Source organism: Janthinobacterium sp. (genome assembly GCF_031995485.1).
GTDB lineage: Bacteria > Pseudomonadota > Gammaproteobacteria > Burkholderiales > Burkholderiaceae_D > Janthinobacterium.
Map to the genome: position 1 here is coordinate 33,157 of NZ_DAMAGB010000027.1, position 18,636 is coordinate 51,792.

General features: G+C 64.0%; 15 protein-coding genes. 12 read left to right on the plus strand and 3 right to left on the minus strand.

The annotated features are described in order from the left end of the window. Positions 1-4: 4 nt before the first annotated feature. Entirely contained in the window at positions 5-394 is a 390-nt protein-coding gene (locus RTQ46_RS15635; RefSeq protein WP_312437937.1) for a DUF1090 family protein, read from the minus strand. Between the two features lie 94 nt (positions 395-488). On the opposite strand from RTQ46_RS15635, the gene RTQ46_RS15640 reads away from it, so the two are divergent. From RTQ46_RS15640 to RTQ46_RS15650, 3 genes are read left to right on the plus strand one after another with little or no spacing between them, the layout of a single operon-like run. Continuing rightward, positions 489-1,499: a tetratricopeptide repeat protein gene (locus tag RTQ46_RS15640; protein WP_312437938.1), complete on the plus strand. Its 1,011-nt coding sequence runs from the start codon at positions 489-491 to the stop codon at positions 1,497-1,499. 44 nt (positions 1,500-1,543) lie between these two features. Next, on the plus strand, positions 1,544-2,770 hold the full coding sequence (locus RTQ46_RS15645; RefSeq protein WP_312437939.1) for an AGE family epimerase/isomerase: 1,227 nt from the start codon (positions 1,544-1,546) through the stop codon (positions 2,768-2,770). Next, on the plus strand, positions 2,767-3,696 hold the full coding sequence (locus RTQ46_RS15650) for a carbohydrate kinase (RefSeq protein WP_312437940.1): 930 nt from the start codon (positions 2,767-2,769) through the stop codon (positions 3,694-3,696). The genes RTQ46_RS15645 and RTQ46_RS15650 overlap by 4 nt, the downstream gene beginning before the upstream one ends. A gap of 132 nt (positions 3,697-3,828) precedes the next feature. Here RTQ46_RS15650 and RTQ46_RS15655 read toward each other — a convergent pair whose 3' ends face one another. Together RTQ46_RS15655 and RTQ46_RS15660 are read right to left on the minus strand one after the other, a co-directional pair. Then, positions 3,829-4,869 (minus strand): LacI family DNA-binding transcriptional regulator, encoded by a 1,041-nt coding sequence (locus RTQ46_RS15655; RefSeq protein WP_312437942.1) that lies wholly within the window; start codon positions 4,867-4,869, stop codon positions 3,829-3,831. Between the two features lies 1 nt (position 4,870). After that, positions 4,871-6,784, minus strand: a complete 1,914-nt coding sequence (locus tag RTQ46_RS15660; protein WP_312437943.1) for a glucokinase — start codon at positions 6,782-6,784, stop codon at positions 4,871-4,873. Between the two features lie 324 nt (positions 6,785-7,108). Between RTQ46_RS15660 and RTQ46_RS15665 the strand changes: the two genes are divergently transcribed. The 9 genes from RTQ46_RS15665 (at position 7,109) to RTQ46_RS15705 (ending at position 18,635) form a co-directional block, all read left to right on the plus strand. Next, positions 7,109-8,404: a carbohydrate porin gene (locus RTQ46_RS15665; protein ID WP_312437945.1), complete on the plus strand. Its 1,296-nt coding sequence runs from the start codon at positions 7,109-7,111 to the stop codon at positions 8,402-8,404. A gap of 167 nt (positions 8,405-8,571) precedes the next feature. Continuing rightward, positions 8,572-9,825: an ABC transporter substrate-binding protein gene (locus RTQ46_RS15670; protein WP_312437947.1), complete on the plus strand. Its 1,254-nt coding sequence runs from the start codon at positions 8,572-8,574 to the stop codon at positions 9,823-9,825. Between the two features lie 137 nt (positions 9,826-9,962). Next, a complete protein-coding gene (locus tag RTQ46_RS15675) occupies positions 9,963-10,847 on the plus strand; it encodes a sugar ABC transporter permease (RefSeq protein WP_312437949.1) in 885 nt (294 codons plus the stop codon). Then, complete coding sequence (locus RTQ46_RS15680) at positions 10,844-11,722, plus strand: carbohydrate ABC transporter permease (protein ID WP_312437950.1); 879 nt, start codon at positions 10,844-10,846, stop codon at positions 11,720-11,722. Before RTQ46_RS15675 ends, RTQ46_RS15680 begins: the two co-directional genes overlap by 4 nt. Before the next feature lie 8 nt (positions 11,723-11,730). Next, positions 11,731-12,840: a sn-glycerol-3-phosphate ABC transporter ATP-binding protein UgpC gene (locus RTQ46_RS15685; RefSeq protein WP_312437952.1), complete on the plus strand. Its 1,110-nt coding sequence runs from the start codon at positions 11,731-11,733 to the stop codon at positions 12,838-12,840. A gap of 102 nt (positions 12,841-12,942) precedes the next feature. After that, positions 12,943-14,097, plus strand: a complete 1,155-nt coding sequence (ampH, locus tag RTQ46_RS15690) for a D-alanyl-D-alanine-carboxypeptidase/endopeptidase AmpH (RefSeq protein ID WP_312437954.1) — start codon at positions 12,943-12,945, stop codon at positions 14,095-14,097. A gap of 158 nt (positions 14,098-14,255) precedes the next feature. Continuing rightward, positions 14,256-15,776, plus strand: a complete 1,521-nt coding sequence (locus RTQ46_RS15695) for an ATPase domain-containing protein (protein WP_312437955.1) — start codon at positions 14,256-14,258, stop codon at positions 15,774-15,776. Next, complete coding sequence (locus tag RTQ46_RS15700; protein WP_312437956.1) at positions 15,763-17,493, plus strand: response regulator; 1,731 nt, start codon at positions 15,763-15,765, stop codon at positions 17,491-17,493. The genes RTQ46_RS15695 and RTQ46_RS15700 overlap by 14 nt, the downstream gene beginning before the upstream one ends. After that, on the plus strand, positions 17,490-18,635 hold the full coding sequence (locus tag RTQ46_RS15705; protein ID WP_312437957.1) for an Imm71 family immunity protein: 1,146 nt from the start codon (positions 17,490-17,492) through the stop codon (positions 18,633-18,635). Before RTQ46_RS15700 ends, RTQ46_RS15705 begins: the two co-directional genes overlap by 4 nt. The last annotated feature ends 1 nt before the right edge of the window (position 18,636 follow it).

The following is an 18,636-nucleotide window of genomic DNA, read 5'->3' on the forward strand; positions in this document are numbered from 1 at the left end:
TGCCTCAAGGCTGTTTTGCCTGCAGCTCGGCCAGTTCGGCTTTGGCTTTTTCCAGCTTGCCTTCGAGCTTGGCGATCTTCTTCGGCTCCTTGTTCGCTTCCTGCGCCAGCCGCAGCGAGCGGTCGGTCTGGTTGACCTTGGCCTGCGCCTTGACGATTTTTTCGTTGTGGCGCCTGACCAGCGCGTCGTCGCGGCAGTTGGCGTTGCTCTCGTCGAGCGCGCGCGTGAGGCCTGCCACCTTGTCGGTGAGACCCATTTTCTGCGCATCATGGAGTTCGGCGCGGATGCTTTCGCGCTTGGCCGCGCAGCCGGCCAGTTTTGTCTCGGCATGCGCGCTGCCGCTGGCGGCGATGGCGAGCAGCAGGGTCAGTGCGGTGATGGATGAACGGTGCATGGCGGTCCTTTCGGAGAATGGGCGAGTGGCTTCCAGCCTACCATTATTGCGTGCCGCGCGGTGTCTTGCAGGCGTTATCCATTACCATCTCGCCATGTTCAAATATCTCCTTGCGCTGGCGTGTCTGCTGCCGGCCTCCACCCATGCAGAAACTGTACCTGTGCCGCGCCAGCATCCGGCGCTGCAGGAATTCGACACCAGCAGGCTCGACGCACTGCGCCAGCGCGTGCAGGACGTGATCAATGCGCCGGCCGACCTGGCGCCCGACAAGGTGGCCGCCTTTGTCAAGACGCGCGGCGCCGCCGAAGCGGGCGATGCGCAGGCCATGCTGGAGCTGGCGCAGATGCTGCAGCAGGGAGAGGGCGCGCAGCGCGACACGGACGCGGGCCTGGCCTGGCTGAAAAAAGCAGCCGAGGGCGGCAACGGCCCGGCCCAGGCCTTTCTTGGCGCGGCCTATGTGCATGGCCAGGGCATGGCGGTCGACCGCAAGCTGGGCGAATACTGGCTGCGCAAGGGCGCGGCGCAGGACATCGAACTGGCGCATATCACGCTGGCGCTGCAGTTCGAGACCATCCACAGCAGCGAAGAAGCGCGCGCCCATGCGCTGCGCTGGCTGAAGCACTACGCGGAAAACGGCTATATTCCCGCCTATAATGAAATCGGCTACCGCCTGATGATGACCGCCACCGACGAGGCCCAGCGCAAGGAGGCATTCGGCTGGTACATGCAGGCGGCCAAGGCGCTCGATCCGCCTGGCCTGAACAATGTCGCCTATTCGTATGAAGTGGGGCAGGGCGTGCCGCAGAGCGACGAGGCGGCGCTGGGCTGGTACGAGATGGCGGCGATCGCCAGGAGCCCGCCCGGCCAGACCGGCTTTGCGCGGCTGCTGGAGCAGGGCCGGGGCGGGCCGACCCGCCAGGGGCCGCCTCCGCCGCCGTTCGCGCTGTACCTGATGGCGGCGCAGCAGGGCGACGAGGAGGCAATGGAACGGCTGGTCAAAGTGTATGAGCAGGGCGAGCTGGGACAGGCCGCCGACGCCGCGCAGGCGGCGCTGTGGCGCGAAAAGCTGCGGCAAGCCAGGGCCACAGGCGGCGGGCGCAGCTGACATGCTATGATATTTGTTATCGATAACAATATGATGAGAGACCGATGAATTCCGCAACCCATCCCGATTTCCGTTCCAGGAACATGCTGGAGCAGCATATCCTGCACACCATGCGTTTCTACCACCCGCGTGCGCTCGATGCGAGCGGCGGCTTCTATCATTTTTTCCTGGACGACGGCACCATCTATGACGCCCACACGCGCCATCTGGTCAGCAGCACGCGCTTCATCTTCAATTACGCGATGGCCTACCGCCAGTTCGGCGACGACGACTACCAGGCGGCGCTGCGCCACGGCGTGGCATTCCTGCGCGAGGTGCACCGCGACCCGGACACGGGCGGCTATGCCTGGCAGCTGCGCTGGGAAGACGGCCGCAAGACGGTGGAAGACGGCGCCAACCACTGCTACGGCCTGGCCTTCGTGCTGCTCGCGTATGCGCATGCGCTGCACGCCGGCATGACGGAAGCGCGCGCCTATCTGGACGAGACGTTCGAATTGCTGGAGCAGCGTTTCTGGCTGCCCGAGCATGGCCTGTATGCGGACGTGGCCAGCGCCGACTGGTCCACGCTCGATGGCTACCGGGGCCAGAACGCCAACATGCACGCCTGCGAAGCGATGCTGGCCGCGTTCGAAGCGACCGGCGAGGCGCGCTACCTGCACCGTGCCGAGACGCTGGCGCACAATATCACGGTGCGCCAGGCGGGCCTGGCCAATGGCATGATCTGGGAGCACTACAAGCCCGACTGGTCCATCGACTGGGAATACAACCTGCATGACAAGAGCAATATCTTCCGTCCGTGGGGCTACCAGCCCGGCCACTTCACGGAGTGGGCCAAGCTGCTGATCATCATGGAGCGCCATGCCAAATTCATGGCCGGACCGTCCGACTGGCTGCTGCCGCGCGCGCGCACACTGTTCGACACGGCGCTGGCCAAGGCCTGGGACGGCACGCACGGCGGCATCCATTACGGCTTCGGCCCGCAGGACGGGATCTGCGACGGCGACAAATACTTCTGGGTGCAGGCGGAAAGCTTTGCGGCGGCCGCCGTGCTGGCCCAGCGCACCGGCGAAGAAGGCTATTGGCAGACCTACGACAAGATCTGGGACTACAGCTGGCAGCATTTCGTCGACCATGACCACGGCGCCTGGTACCGCATCCTCACACCGGACAATCAAAAGATCAGCAACGAGAAAAGCCCGGCCGGCAAGGTCGATTACCACACCATGGGCGCCTGCTATGAAGTGCTGAACGTGATCGGCGGTGCCGCATGAACGCCGCCACGCATGATTTTCCGGCCTTCGTCTCGGCCGGCGAGGCACTGACCGACATGCTGCGCACCGGCAGCGACCAGTGGAGCAGCCAGGTCGGCGGCTCGACCTGGAACGTGGCGCGCGTGATGGCCAGGCTGGGCGTGCCGAGCGCGTTCGCCGGCGCGGTCAGCCTCGACGTGTTCGGCGACGCGCTGGCCGGCGCCAACGATGCGGCGGGCCTGGACCGGCGCTTCCTGCAGCGCTATGCCAGGTCGCCGCTGCTGGCCATCGTCCACGAGCTGCATCCGCCCACCTATTATTTTATCGGCGACGACAGCGCCGACCTGCATTTCGACGCGGCGCAGTTGCCGCAAGGCTGGATGCAGGGCGCGCAGTGGGTGCACTTTGGCGGCATCAGCCTGGCGCGCGAACCGCTGGCCGGCAAGCTGGTGGCGCTGGCGGAAGAACTGAAGGCGGCCGGCGTGAGGATCAGCTACGATCCGAACTTCCGCGTGATGATGGACGAGCGCTACGACGCCACGCTGGCGCGCATGACGGCGCTGGCCGACGTGGTCAAGGTATCCGACGAAGACCTGGCGGGCCTGTTCCGCCACGACGATATCGACGCCTCGTTTGCGCTGCTGCGCAGCTGGAATCCGCAGGCCAGTTTCCTGTACACGCGCGGCGCGGCCGGCGCGGCCCTGTACCGGGGCGAGCAGGTGTGGCAGGCGGCGCCGCCGCAGATCGACGTGGTCGATTCGGTGGGCGCCGGCGACGCCAGCATCGGCGGCTTGCTGTACAGCCTGATGTACCGGCCCGAGGTCGATGGCGGCGAGCATTTGCGCTTTGCCGTGGCGGCCGGTGCGGGCGCCTGCCTGGCGGCCGGCGGATCGCCGCCGTCGGTGGAGCTGGTGGAGTCGCTGGCGGAACGCACGGTGGTCAGGTAAGACCGATGGCGCCGGTGTTGTCGGGTTGCGCGCAAAGCGCTAACCCGACCTACGCGTCCTTGCCGTATCGCGCAGGTCGGATTAGGCCCGAAGGGCCATAATCCGACAACTTTGTTGGCGCCATTGAAGCATTCAGGCTTCCGGCACTCCCGACGACCCCCGCACCATCAGCGTAAATTCCAGCAGGCGATGCGTGGCCGGCGCCACGTCGCCGGCCCGGCGCTGCCGTATTTCATCGAGCACCAGCGTCACGGCGGCGCGCGCCATGTCGGCGATCGGCTGGTGGATGGTGGTCAGTTCGGGCCACACCGTGGTGGCGACCGGCGTGTCGTCAAAGCCGCATACGGATAATTGCTGCGGTACCTGCAAGCCCATGCCATGCGCCACGGCCAGCGTGGCGGCGGCCATGTCGTCGTTGCTGGCAAAGACGGCGCTGGGACGCACGGGCGCTGCCAGCAGCCGGTGCGCCGCATCGAGTCCCGAACGGTAGGTAAACAGGCCCTGCGCCAGCCGGTGTGGCGCCACATGCAACCGCGCTTCCTGCATCGCATCGAGAAACGCCTGCTGGCGCAGCAGCGCGGGCGTATGGGCCGGGTCGCCCTGGATAAAACCGATATCGCGGTGTCCCAGCCCCAGCAGATGGCGCGTCATCGCCAGCGCGCCCTGGTAGTCGTCGATGCGCACGGCGGAAATCGCCGGCGAAGGCTGGCCGGTGGCCACCGCGATCGATGGCATGCCGATGCGGTTCAGTTGCGCCTGCACCTCGGGCGAGTCGCACAGCGGCGGCGGCACCAGGATGCCGTCCACGCCGGCCGCCACCAGTTGCTTGATGGCGGCGCGCTGGCTGGCCAGATTGCCGCAGCGCTCCAGCAGCAGCTGGCCGCCTTGCTTGCTGCACTGCTCCATGGCGCCGACCAGGAATTCGCTCAGGTAGGCCGCGCTCGGGTTGCTGTACAACAGGCCGATGCGCAAGGTGCCGGTACGCGCCGCGCGCGCCGCCAGGTTGGGCTGGTAGCGCAGCGCGGCGATGGCCGCTTCGACCTTGCCGCGCGTGGCGGCGCTGACGCTGGCGCGCCCGTTGATCACGCGCGACACCGTCATGGCCGACACGCCGGCCACGCGCGCCACGTCGTGCACGGTGGCGCCGCCCGGCGTATCGATGTGGGCGGCCATGCTATTCGAGGTGGCCACCGAACTTCAGCTTGCCGCTGATGCGCATGCCCGGCAACTGGCCCGGATGCAGTTCGGCGACAGTGGTGCGCTGCGCCGTATCGCGCCGCGCCACGCCCACCGACAGGATATCGAGCATCATCAGCTGCAGCAGGCGCACGATCATCGGCACGAAGTTGAGATTGCCTTCCGGGTGATTGAGCGTCAGCAGCACATCGGCCAGGCGCGACAGCGGCGAACCGCTGGCCGTGATCGCCAGCACGCGCGCGCCGCAGCCCTGCGCCACTTTTACCGTGCGCAGCAGTTCGGGCAGGGCGCCCGAGCGCGAGATCACCAGCGCCACGTCGCCCGGTTTGAGCATGGCGGCGCTCATTTCCTGCGCCTGCTGGTCGGCGAAATAGCTGCTGACAATGCCCAGGTTGAGCAGCTTGTGCTGCATGTCGTCGGCCACCACGCGCGCGCTGCCGACGGCCAGCAGTTCCACGCGCTGCGCGCCGCGCAGCATGTCGATCGCCTCGGTCAGGGCTTTCACGTCCAGCATGTCGCGCATGGCCAGCGCGGCCGAAGCGCTGTTGCCCAGCACCTTGCGCGCCAGTTCGGCGTCGGAGTCCGACATCTCGACATGGCAGTGGGCCACCGTGATGGCGCCGCCGGTCAGGCCGGATGCGAGTTTGAGCTTGAAGTCGGCCAGTCCCTGCACGCCGATCGAGCGGCAAAAACGCATCACGGTCGGCTGGCTGACGCCCACGCGCTGGGCGATTTCGGCGATCGGCAGGGTCAGCATGGCGTTCGGTTCCTTGAGCACCCAGTCGGCCACCTTGCATTCCGAAGGACTCATGCGCGCGCGCGCCTGGCGCACCGATTCGAGCACGGGCGCGCCGGAGTTGGCGCGCTTGAGCTTTTGCGCCAGGATGGCGGCGATGCCGAGGAAAGTCGGCAGCTCGGCCGTGATCAGAAAGGTGGGGATCTGCGCCAGGTATTCGTTCAGGCGGCCTTTCTGCTCGAAGCGCGCGCGGAACTGCGACCGTTCGAACAGGGGGCCCAGGCGCGGCACGATGCCGCCGCCGATATAGATGCCGCCCAGCGCGCCAAGGGTCATCGCCACGTTGCCGGCGATCGAGCCGAGGATGGCGCAGAAGCAGTCGACCGCTTCCAGGCACACTTCGCAGTCATTGGCCAATGCCCGGCTGGTGATCTCGGACGCCAGCAAGGGCTGGACATCGTGCTGTCCGGCGCGCTCGGACAAGGCGCGGTAGATCAGTTCCAGGCCGCGGCCCGATGCCAGGCGCTCGGCCGACACATGCGACAGTTCGCGCCAGGCGTACGACAGCACGTCCATCTCGCGCTGGTCGCACGGCGCGAAGCTGACATGGCCGCCTTCGCTGCCCAGCGCGATCCAGCGGTCTTCGGCCGGGATCATGCCCGACACGCCCAGGCCCGTGCCCGAGCCGAGCAGGCCGATCACGCTGTCGGCACGCGCCATGCCGCCGCCGATCTGCGTGCGCTGGTCGGGCCGCAGATAGGGCAGGGCCATCGCCAGGGCCGTGAAGTCATTGACCACCAGCAGGGTGTCGAGGCCGAGGGCCGCGCGCATCGCTTCGATCGAAAAGAACCAGTGGTGGTTCATCATGCGGATATTGTCGTCGTCGATCGGGTTGGCGATCGCGATCGCCGCATGGCGCACGCGGGCCGAACCGGCGGCGCGCGCGTCAACGCTGTTCATGTAGGCGGTGATCGCGTCGAACAGCGAAGCGTAATCGTCGCAAGGCAGTACGGCTACCGCTTCCAGGTGGCCCTGGCGCGTTTCCAGTACAAAGCGGGCATTGGTGCCGCCGATATCGGCCAGCAGGCGCGGGCCGTCGCTGAAACGCTCTGCCGCATCGCTGCCGGCACTGTCTGTTCTTTCTTCAATTCTCATGGCGGCGTTCTGGTCTCGTCTGCGTGCGCCGTCATTGCGGCGCATCTGTCGTTATGGTGAAAACCACGGATTTTAGAGTGTATACGCCTTGCGCGCCAAAAAATGCACGGGCCGATTTTCCGGCGGCGACAGGGGCACGAAAAACATATTTCCCGAAGACAAAAATAGTCAAATAAAGTGTCGCAGACTAGTCGTAGGATTACAACATAATATGTTGATATTTGTTCGTAGTATAGTTACTATGTCTGCGCTGGAAAGAATTTCTGGCCAGTATATTCGGCCACGAAGTACTAGATAAAAACAAAACTACTGAGGAGACTTACCATGCTGCATCGCAACATGTTGAAGGCCGCTTTGAAAGCGCTGCCTGCTGCCATCGTTTTAGCCATTGCCAGCGGTTCCGCCCTGGCAGACCCGATGTACCCATCCGATTCCGAAGGCTTCCACGGCTACCTGCGCGCTGGCGCCGGCAGCAACACGTCCAGCGATGGCGGCTCGCAAGGCTGCTTCGGCCTGGGCGGCAATACGCAGAAATATCGTCTGGGCAATGAGTGCGACGCCTACACGGAATTCGGCTACACCAAGGCGCTGGCCAAGTCCGGCAACGTGACCTACATGGGCACGGTCTGGGTCAATGCCTACGCACCAAACTCCGACTTCGGCGACAACAAACTGGGCATCGTCAAAGCCTACGTCGAAGCACAGGGACTGGACTTCCTGAACGGCGGCACGGCCTGGGTCGGCAAGCGTTTCTACTACCGTCCTGACATCCACATGCTGGACATGCAATACATCAACATGAATGGTACCGGTGCCGGTCTGGACCGCATTCCTGTCGGTCCAGGCAAATTCTCGTATGCCTTCTTCAAGGATCACGACATCAATGCCCGCGATCCTGTTACCGGCGCCGTGATCGGCACCAAATCGGCGATCCGCCAGAACTTCATCTACGGCGAAATCCCGGTCAATACCAACGGCACGCTGGACCTGGCTGCAACCATCATCACGGCCGAAGGCAAGGATGATGATTTCTACGGCCCGAAACACAATGGCTGGCAGCTGTCGGCATTCCACCGTCAAGGTAAAGTCTACGGCGGCGGCAACACCTTCGGCGTGCAGTACGGCGTGGGCCCAGGCATCGGCGGCGACGGCAACGGCCAGTTCGGCGCGTCCGGCGACACCGCTTACGGTTCGGACCGCAAGCGTACCCGCGTGTTCAATGACATGGCGATCCAGCCGATGGAAAACTTCGGCATGGAATTCGTCGCCCTGTGGCAAAAAGACGAATCGAACGCTACCGGTTCCTCGACCTGGACTTCGGTCGGCGTGCGCCCTGTCTACGCGTTCACCAACAATTTCAAGCTGGTGGGCGAACTGGGCACGGACCGCGTGACGCAATCGGGTGGTCCGGCCAAGCGCCTGACCAAGCTGACCATTGCACCGACCATCTCGGCCGGTCCTGGCCTGTGGTCGCGTCCTGAACTGCGCGCGTTTGTCACCTACGGCAAATGGAACGATGCGGCGACCGCTTCGGTCAACGCGTCGAACAATGGCGGCCCGATCTACAACAACAATACGAGCGGCACGTCGTACGGTTTCCAGGTCGAGACCTGGTTTTAAAGTCTTTGGGGCCATTCCCGCCGGGTGTGGCCCCAGTTGATTGAAGCGAGATACCCGCTTGCAAGCAGGTCTCGCATGCAAGAGCGCCGATACAGGCGCAATTTCGACCTTTCTCGGCATGGATTGCCGAAGCCCCCTAAAAGCTTGATCAAAAAAGGAACGTGGAGATGAAACTGAAATTCAAGATTAGCCAACTGGCCGCAGTGACCGCCCTGGCATTTGCCGGCAACGCTTTCGCTGCCGACGTCGAAGTGCTGCACTACTGGACCTCGGGCGGCGAAGCCAAGTCCGTCGGCCAGCTGCAACAGATGGTCAAGGAAGCCGGCTTCGGCTGGAAAGACTTTGCAGTGGCAGGCGGCGCCGGCGAAAACGCCACCACCGCGCTGAAAACCCGCGTCATCTCCGGCAACCCGCCGACCGCCGCCCAGATCAAGGGCCCGTCGATCCAGGAATGGGGCGCGGAAGGCGTGCTGGCCAATATCGATGAAGCCGCCGTTGCCGGCAAATGGGATGCCGTGCTGCCGAAAGTCGTGGCCGACATCATGAAATACAAAGGCCACTATGTTGCCGCACCGGTCAACGTGCACCGCGTCAACTGGATGTGGGTCAATCCGGAAGTGCTGAAAAAAGCCGGCGTGGTCGGCACGCCAACCACCTGGCCGGCGTTCTTCGAAGCGGCCGACAAGATCAAGAAATCGGGCGGCGTGGCGATTGCCCACGGCGGCCAGCCCTGGCAGGATGCGACCGTGTTTGAATCGGTCGCACTGGGCGTCGGCGGTCCGGAGTTCTTCAAGAAAGCCATCCTGAAGCTGGACCAGAAAGAACTGACCGGCCCGACCATGATCAAGGTGTTCGACACCCTGGGCAAAGTCAAGACCTACATCGACAAGGATGCGGCAGGCCGCGACTGGAACCTGGCCACCGCCATGGTCATCAACAACAAGGCAGGCTTCCAGTTCATGGGTGACTGGGCCAAGGGCGAATTCACCGCCGCTGGCAAAGTACCTGGCAAGGACTACCTGTGCGTGGCAGCGCCTGGCACCGAAAAAGCCTACACCTTCAACATCGATTCGTTTGCCATGTTCACGCAAAAGGATGCGAATGCGAAGAAAGGCCAGATCGCGCTGGCCAACGCCATCATGAATCCGAAGTTCCAGTCGATCTTCAACCTGAACAAGGGTTCCATCCCGGTGCGTTCCGGCGTTTCCAAGGACAAGTTTGACGCTTGCGCCCTGAAATCGATGGAAGACATGGATACCAGCAACAAGGCAGGTACCTTGCTGCCATCGTTCGCGCACGGCATGGCATTGCCATCGGCAACGCAAGGCGCCGTGTTTGACGTGGTTGCCAAGTTCATGAACACCAACATGACGTCCCAGGCCGCTGTGGCCGAACTGGCCAAAGCTGCCAAAGTGAAGTAATCACGACCGCGCCGGCTCCCCGCCGGCGCTGCTCGACGCATAGTGCGCATGGCGCGCATTAGCGCATGCATCGCAGGCCCCCGCCCGGCGTCCGCCGGGATGGGGGCCACACGCAGTTCTACTTCTACGGCTGTCCTATGTCCATACGCAAGCAATTTGATCGATGGATACCGCAACTGGTACTGGGCCCGACGCTCATCGCCAGCCTGGTATTCGTCTATGGTTTTATCTTCCTGACCGGTTATCTGTCCCTGACCGAATCGCGCATGATGCCGAACTTCGAGTTCTCCGGCCTGACGCAATACTATAGTTTGTTCGATAACGAACGCTGGTGGACCTCGCTCAAGAACCTGGGCATCTTCGGCGTGCTGTTCATTGGCCTGTCGATCGTGATCGGCCTGTTCCTGGCGATCCTGCTCGACCAGAAGATCCGCGGCGAAGGCTTCCTGCGCGCGATCTACCTGTACCCGATGGCGCTGTCGTTCATCGTCACCGGCACTGCCTGGAAATGGATGCTCAACCCGAGCCTGGGCCTGGAAAAGGTCATGCACGACTGGGGCTGGACCTCGTTCAGCTTCGACTGGGTGGTCAACTCCGACATGTCGATCTACACCGTGGTGATCGCCGGCATCTGGCAGTCGTCCGGCTTCGTGATGGCGCTGTTCCTGGCCGGTTTGCGCGGCATCGACGACGAGATCATCAAGGCGGCGCAAGTTGACGGCGCGTCCTTGCCGACGATCTACTGGCGCATCGTGATTCCGGCCATGCGCCCGGTGTTCTTCAGCGTGATCCTGATCCTGTCGCATATCGCGATCAAGAGTTTCGACCTGGTGATTGCATTGACTTCTGGCGGTCCGGGCAATTCGTCCGACGTGCCGGCGATCTTCATGTACCAGTTTTCCTTCACGCGCGGCCAATTGGGCCTGGGTTCGGCATCGGCCATGATGATGCTGGCCACCATCGTGGCCGTACTGGTGCCGCTGATGTACCTGGAAACGCGCAGCGCAAAGGCGATGAGATGACCACACATACACGCAACAACAAATTGAGCCTGTCGCCGGGACGGGTGGTGCTGTACCTGCTGCTGGTACTGTTCGCCCTGTACTACATCATCCCGCTGTACGTGACGCTGGCGACCTCGTTCAAGTCGCTCGACGAAATCCGCAGCGGCAACCTGCTGGCGCTGCCGCAGGTATGGCAGTTCGACTCGTGGGGCAAGGCCTGGTCTTCGGCCTGTACCGGCGTGACCTGCGACGGCCTGCAGCCGTTCTTCTGGAACTCGATCGAAATGGTCGTGCCGGCCGTGCTGATCTCGACCTTCATCGGCGCCTTCAACGGCTACGTGTTCGCGCACTGGCGCTTCCGCGGTTCGGAGCTGCTGTTTACGGCCCTGCTGGTCGGCTGCTTCATTCCGTTCCAGGTGGTGATCCTGCCGATGGCGCGCCTGCTCGGCGACTTCGGCCTGGCCAACACCACCACCGGCCTGGTATTCGTGCACGTGGTGTACGGCGTGGCCTTCACCACGCTGTTCTTCCGCAACTACTACACCAGCGTGCCGGAAGAGCTGATCAAGGCGGCCCGCATCGACGGCGCCGGCTTCTTCCTGATCTTCCGCAAGATCGTGCTGCCGATTTCCGGTCCGACCTTTGTCGTCTGCATCATCTGGCAGTTTACGCAGATCTGGAACGACTTCCTGTTCGGCATCGTGTTCGCCAGCGGCGATTCGCAGCCGATCACGGTCGGCCTGAACAACCTGGTCAACACCTCGACCGGCGTCAAGGAATACAACGTCAACATGGCCGCTGCGGTGATTGCCGCGCTGCCGACCCTGCTGGTCTACCTGGTCGCAGGCCGTTATTTTGTGCGCGGCTTGACCGCAGGCGCAGTCAAAGGTTAAGGAAAAACATGTCTAGTTTATCGATTCGTAATATCCGCAAGGTCTATACCAACGGCGCCGAAGTCCTGAAGGGCATCGACATCGAGATCAAGGACGGCCAGTTCCTGATCCTGGTCGGCGGCTCCGGCTCCGGCAAGTCCACGCTGCTGAACATGATCGCCGGCCTGGAAAGCGTCACCTCGGGCGAGATCATGATCGACGGCAAGGTCGTCAACGACCTGCCGCCGAAAGACCGCGACATCGCCATGGTGTTCCAGTCGTACGCGCTGTACCCGTCGATGACCGTGCGCGAGAACATCGCGTTCGGCCTGAACGTCAAAAAAGTGCCGAAGGCGGAGCAGGAAGAAATCGTTGCCCGCGTGGCCGAGACGCTGCAGATCTCGCACCTGCTGGACCGCCGTCCGGCGCAGCTGTCCGGTGGCCAGCGCCAGCGCGTGGCGATGGGCCGCGCCATTTCGCGCAAGCCGTCGCTGTTCCTGTTCGACGAACCGCTGTCGAACCTGGACGCCAAGCTGCGCGTGGAAATGCGTGCCGAAATCAAGCGCCTGCACCAGCGCCTGAAAGCCACCGTGGTCTACGTCACGCACGACCAGATCGAAGCGATGACGATGGGCGACCTGATCGCCGTGATGAAGGACGGCGTGGTGCAGCAACTGGGCACGCCGCAGGACATCTACGACAATCCGGCCAACCTGTTCGTGGCCGGCTTTATCGGTTCGCCATCGATGAACTTCATCACGGTCAAGCCGGTGATCGAAGGCGGCGCGGTGATCGCTGCGATCGAAAACGGCGGCAACAACATGCGCCTGGCCCTGCCGTTCGACGCCGAAAAATTGCGCAGCTACGTGGGCCGCGACGTGATCCTGGGCGTGCGCCCGGAACAGATTACCGACATGAGCAGCGCGCACGGCGACGTGGGCCAGGAACTCGGCTGCCTGATCGACCTGGTCGAGCCGACCGGTCCGGATACCCTGCTGACGACGCGCCTGAACGGCGCGGCCGTCACCTGCCGCACGCACCCGATCGAGGCCGTGCGCCCGGGCCAGACCATGCAGCTGTCGTTCAACCTGTCCAAGGCGGCACTGTTCGACCCTGCCAATGGCGAGCGTATCGCGTAACTGATCATTATTGATCGCATGCCACACGCATGGCCCGGCCGCCGCAAGGTTGCCGGGCCATTGTCGTTTACACTGCTGGCTTTTCCATTTGATGCGTTCGCCATGAAAAAACTCGCCACCGTCCTGATATTGTCGCTGATTTGCCTGTCCGCCAGCGCCGGCAAGCCCGGGCATGAAGCGGCCGTCTCCGCCATGTTTGCCGACAGCGGCGCGCTGGGCATGGTGGTGGTGACGGTGCAGGGCGGGCAGATCGAGGTGTATGGCCGTGGCGAGACGCGGCCCGGCAGCGGCCAGGTGCCGGACGGCCAGTCGCTGGTGCGCATCGGCTCGGGCTCGCAGGTATTGACGGCCGAGGTACTGGCGCGCCTGGTGGCAGAGGGCAAGCTGGGGCTGGACGATACGCTGCAGCAGCATGCAGGGGAGGGCCGCGTGGTGCCGCATACGGCCGGCGTGCCCGAGATTACCTTGCTGGACCTGGCCACGCATGTCAGCGGCTTGCCGCGCGGCGTCTCGAGCGGGCCGCCAAAGTATGCGGCGCCGTTTGCCTGGCCTGGCGCTGCCGTGCGCTGGGGCGAACTGAAGGACGGCAAGACCGATGCGGCACCCCGCACGGAAGCGGTCTACTCGAATGCGGGCTATGACCTGCTCGGCGACGCGCTGGCGTCGGCCGGCGGCGCGCCGTATACGGAGCTGCTGGCGCGGCTGGTGACGAGCCCGCTGCAGATGAACGACACGACGGCCACGCCAACGCCGGCGCAATGCGCGCGCCTGATGAGCGGTCCCGATCTCGACAACAGCGGCCCGTGCGGCGCGACCACCGCCACGGCCGCCAGCAGCGGCCTGTTTTCCACGCCGCTCGACATGGCCGTGTGGCTGCGCAAGCTGGTCAGCGTGGTGCCGCCGGCGCCCTCGACCTGCATGGTTCTCAAACCGTGGGTCACGCGCGCCGCCATGCCGGTGATGAAGGGTTTCGATTTTCCCGGGCCGGCCGATGCGCTGGGCCTGGGCTGGGTGCGCCTGGGCGACGGCCAGCAGGCCAGGTCGCCGATCTGGCACAAGACGGGCAGCGGTGCCGGCTTCATGAGCTACACGGCGATCCTGCCCGCGCCGCGCAGTGCCGTGTTTATCGTGGTGAACAAGGTCGACATGAAAATGCTGCCGCGCCTGACGCGTGCCGGCAACGCGCTGCTGCGCCAGCTGGGGCAGGAAATGCACGAACTGGTGGGCAGCCAGTTCGACCAGCAGCCCTGTCCCTGAATCGTCATACCATTTGCGAATTATGTTCGATGGCGAACATAAGGTTTTACGCGCCGAATTTACAATACGAGATATAGCGGTCAGCGTACACTCCCCCGACAATGTAGTGCCACTCGACGACTATTCTTTCGATGCCTATATGATGAAGTTGACTACCTATGAACGAAAAAACCTCTTCGCAACTGCGCGAGCGCCGCAAGCCGACCACGCGCATCTCCACCGGCGTCGCCGGCCTCGATGACATCCTCTGTGGCGGCCTGACCGCCCAGCGCGTGTATCTGGTCGAAGGCTCGCCCGGCACCGGCAAGACCACGCTGGGCCTGCAATTCCTGCTCGACGGTGTGACGCAGGGTGAAACGGGCCTGTATATCACCCTGTCGGAAACGGCCGACGAACTCGACGCCGTGGCCGAAAGCCATGGCTGGAGCATGGACGGCATCGCCGTGTTCGAACTGGCCAACGACACCTCGCTCGATCCCGATGCCCAGCAGTCCGTGTTTCATCCGTCGGAAGTGGAGCTGGGCGAAACCACCAAAAGCGTGATGGAGCAGGTCAATATCCTGAAACCGCTGCGCGTGGTATTCGACAGCCTGTCCGAGATGCGCCTGCTGGCGCAGAATCCGCTGCGCTACCGGCGCCAGATCCTGGCGCTGAAACAGTTCTTCTCGCTGCGCGACTGCACCGTGCTGCTGCTCGATGACAAGTCGAACACGCCGGACCAGCAGCTGCACAGCATCGCCCACGGCGTCATCAGCCTGGAACAGATCGCCCAGGAATTCGGCAAGGAGCGCCGCCGCGTCAATGTGATCAAGATGCGCGGCACCAAGTTTCGCGGCGGCTACCACGACTACATCCTGGAAACGGGCGGCCTGAAGATTTTCCCGCGCCTGATCGCAGCCGAACACAACCGCGATTTTCATGCGCATCTGAGTTCGACCGGTTCGGACGCCTTCGATGGCCTGCTGGGCGGCGGCCTGGCCAAGGGCACCAATACCCTGATCGTCGGCCCGTCCGGCATCGGCAAGACCACCGTGTCGGTGCGCTGCCTGCTGTCGGCGCTCGAACGCGGCGAAAAGGCTTCGTTCTATCTGTTCGACGAGGGTCTCGCGACGTTTTTTGCGCGTTCGGCCTCGCTGCAGATGGAACTGCGTTCGTATGTGGCGAGCGGCCAGCTGGCAATCCACCATATCGATCCGGCCGAACTGGCGCCCGGCGAATTTGCGCAGATGCTGCGCGACGCGGTGGAACAGTGCAACGTGCAGTTCATCGTGATCGACAGCCTGAACGCCTATCTGCAGGCGATGCCGGGCGAACATTTCCTTACCTTGCAGATGCATGAACTGCTGTCCTACCTGAACCAGCAGGGCGTGACCACCGTGCTGGTGCTGGGCCAGCACGGCCTGATCGGCGAGGTGCGCTCCGATGTGGACCTGAGCTACCTCAGCGACACCACCGTGCTGCTGCGCTTTTTCGAATCGAACGGCAAGCTGCGCCGCGCGATCACCGTGATCAAGAGCCGCACCAGCAACCATGCGCTGACCATCCACGAACTGAAACTCGGCGCCGGCGGCATCGCCATCGGCGGCGCGCTGGAAGGCTTCGAAGGCATACTGACGGGCCTGCCGACTTACCGCGGCGCCACCCCCATGATGATGGCTGGGCCCGATGACCCTCGATAGCGGCGCGCTCGACGAGCGCATCCTGATCCTCGCGCCGCATGGCCGCGACGCCGAGGTGATCCACCAGGTGCTGGTGCGCAACGGCTTTGGCGGCGGCGCCGTGGCCAGCTTTGACGCCATGGTTGCCGAACTGGCGGCCGGCGCGGGCGCCTGCGTGATCGCCGAAGAGGCCTTGCAGGATTCCAGCGTCAACCAGCTGCTGGCCTGGCTGCGCACGCAGGAGCCGTGGTCCGACTTTCCGTTCGTGGTGCTCATTTCCAAGCGCACCGGCATCACGCCGCACGCGGCCCGCAGCACCTTCGACCAGTTGGGCAATATCATCCTGCTGGAACGTCCGCTGAACGCCGAAACCCTGCGCAGCGCGGCCGCCTCGGCCTTGCGCGGACGGCAGCGCCAGTACGAGGCGCGCAAGATCCTGGTGGAACGCATGCGCGCGGCGGAAAACCTGCGCGACAGCCGGGCCCAGCTGTTGCAGCTGAACGAAACGCTGGAGTCGCGCATCGAGGAGCGCACGCGCGCGCTGGCGCAGGCCAACGACCGGCTGATGAATGAAGTGATCGAGCGCGAACGGGTGCAGCTGGCGATGGTGCAGCTGCAGAAGATGGAAGCGGTAGGGCGCCTGACGGGCGGCATCGCGCACGACTTCAATAACTTGCTCAACGTGATCCAGGGCAGCATGGACCTGATCCTGTATCTGTCCAAGGACGAGAATGCCAGGCGCAAGGCCGAGGTCGCCCGGCGAGCCTGCGAGCGTGGCGGCAAGCTGACCAGCCAGCTGCTGGCGTTTTCGCGCAACCAGCGCCTGAACCTGCGCGCGACCGATATCCATACCCTGTTCGATGGTGTGCGCGAGCTGATGGCCACCTCGCTCGGTTCGGCGATCCAGCTGTCGTTCGAGATCGACGAGCAGGTACAGTTCGTGATGGCCGATGTGAACCAGATGGAAATGGCGCTGCTGAACCTGGCCATCAACGCGCGCGACGCGATGCCGGCCGGCGGCAAGCTGACCGTGCGGGCCAGCCGCGCGGCCGCTCCGGAAGGATTGCTGCCGAGCGGCATGTATGGCCTGATCGCCGTCACCGACGACGGGCAAGGCATGGACGCGGCCATCGTCGCCAAGGTATTCGAACCGTTTTTCACCACCAAGGCGATCGGCAAGGGCACCGGACTGGGCCTGAGCCAGGTGTATGGCATGGCCCAGCAATCGGGCGGCACCGCGCGCGTGCTCAGCGAAGCCGGTGTCGGCACCACGATTGAAATCTGGCTGCGGCTGACCGGTGACGCCATGGATGCCGAGGACGCGGAACCGGCCCAGGCGCCGCCGGCGCCCGGCACCGGCGCGCGCATCCTGGTGGTGGAAGACGACAGCTCGGTGCGCCTGTCGATGGTCGAGTCGCTCGAGGCACTCGGCTACTGCGTCAGCCAGGCCCAGGACGGCCAGGCCGGCCTGCATGAACTGCGGCGCGACAAGCCCAGCCTGATGATCACCGACTACCTGATGCCGGGCATGACGGGCGCCGAACTGGTGGCGATTGCCAACCGCGAGTTTCCCGGACTGCCGATGATTATCGCCACCGGCTATGCGGACATGGAAGCGATCGACCAGGTCATCGGCAGCAATACCGTGCTGCGCAAACCTTTCCAGCTGGCCGACCTGGCGGCCACCGTCACGCAGGCGCTGGCGCGCCACGGCGAACGCCCTGGCCATGCGCGATGAATGAAATCGTCGAGCCGAACGATCTGGTGGTGCCGTGCGATCTCGATCGGCAAAAACTGTTCTACCTGCTGAAAAAAGTCAGTTCCATCACCGCCTGGCGCCGCATTTACGCTTACTACAAAGCATGGGCCGACGTGACAAAAGCCAGCCTGCAGGAGGCGAGCCGGCACGGCTGGGCGCTGACGACGTCGCTGCCGGCATCGGAACTGGAGTTCGTGCAGGGCGGCCTGGATGAATTCAGGAAAGCCATGGACATCCTGGAAAAAAACCACTGCAAGAAGATCGGCGATCCGCCTTTCATGGAACTGATCGCGGCGCGCAAGCGCCTCACCATTCAGCTCAGCGTGCAGCAGCGGGTGGACGACGGCGAGAATGGCGTCAATGAAGAGCATACGCCGCTGTGGCAGGAGTACTGCGATGCCATGCATTGCGCCTACGACGTGTGGCAGGAATGCTCGATGCACCTGTTCCAGCGCGACTATTTCCCCAGTGGCATGTGGTATTACAACCGCTGGCTGAAAAACGATGTGCCGCTGATGCATTTTCCCGACAAGATGGAAGCGGTGCCCGATCCCGCACTAAATCGCCTGGTTCGCGCCAATGGTTTTGTTCCCTGCGCGGGTATCTGGGAACCGGTCGCCGCGCCGGCCACGCGCTTTGTCGACCGCTTTACGGGCGCATGGAAACCGGCGCCGCCCTTCAGGGTCGTGGGACCGATGAAATACTTCGACCGGGGCGCCCAGGCTAACGGCATCACCTTGCAGCACAACAGCGACAGCGACGACGCCGGCGAAAAACTGCACCTGGCGTGGCGCTTGCTGTGGCAGGAGGACCGTTATGCGGACGGCACGGTGCCGGAAGAGGAGGCGCACTACCGCTTCCTCGAACCGGAGCGTTCGCGGCCGAAAACCTCGGGCATCGAGCCGCCCGACGGCGTGATCTGGGCCTGGAGCGGCGCCGCCGCCCCCGTCAGCGGCCGGTGGCTGCTCGAGTCGCATGGCAGCTTTACCCAGATGCGGAAAAAAGGCCAGCGCATGGCATTCTCGCAGTGGCAGTCCGTGCGGTGGGTGTTGCTGAAGCCGGATTGTGCCCTTGGTGCGCCCGACGCTGGACAGCAGCCAGTTGCGCAAGGCGGACAATGAA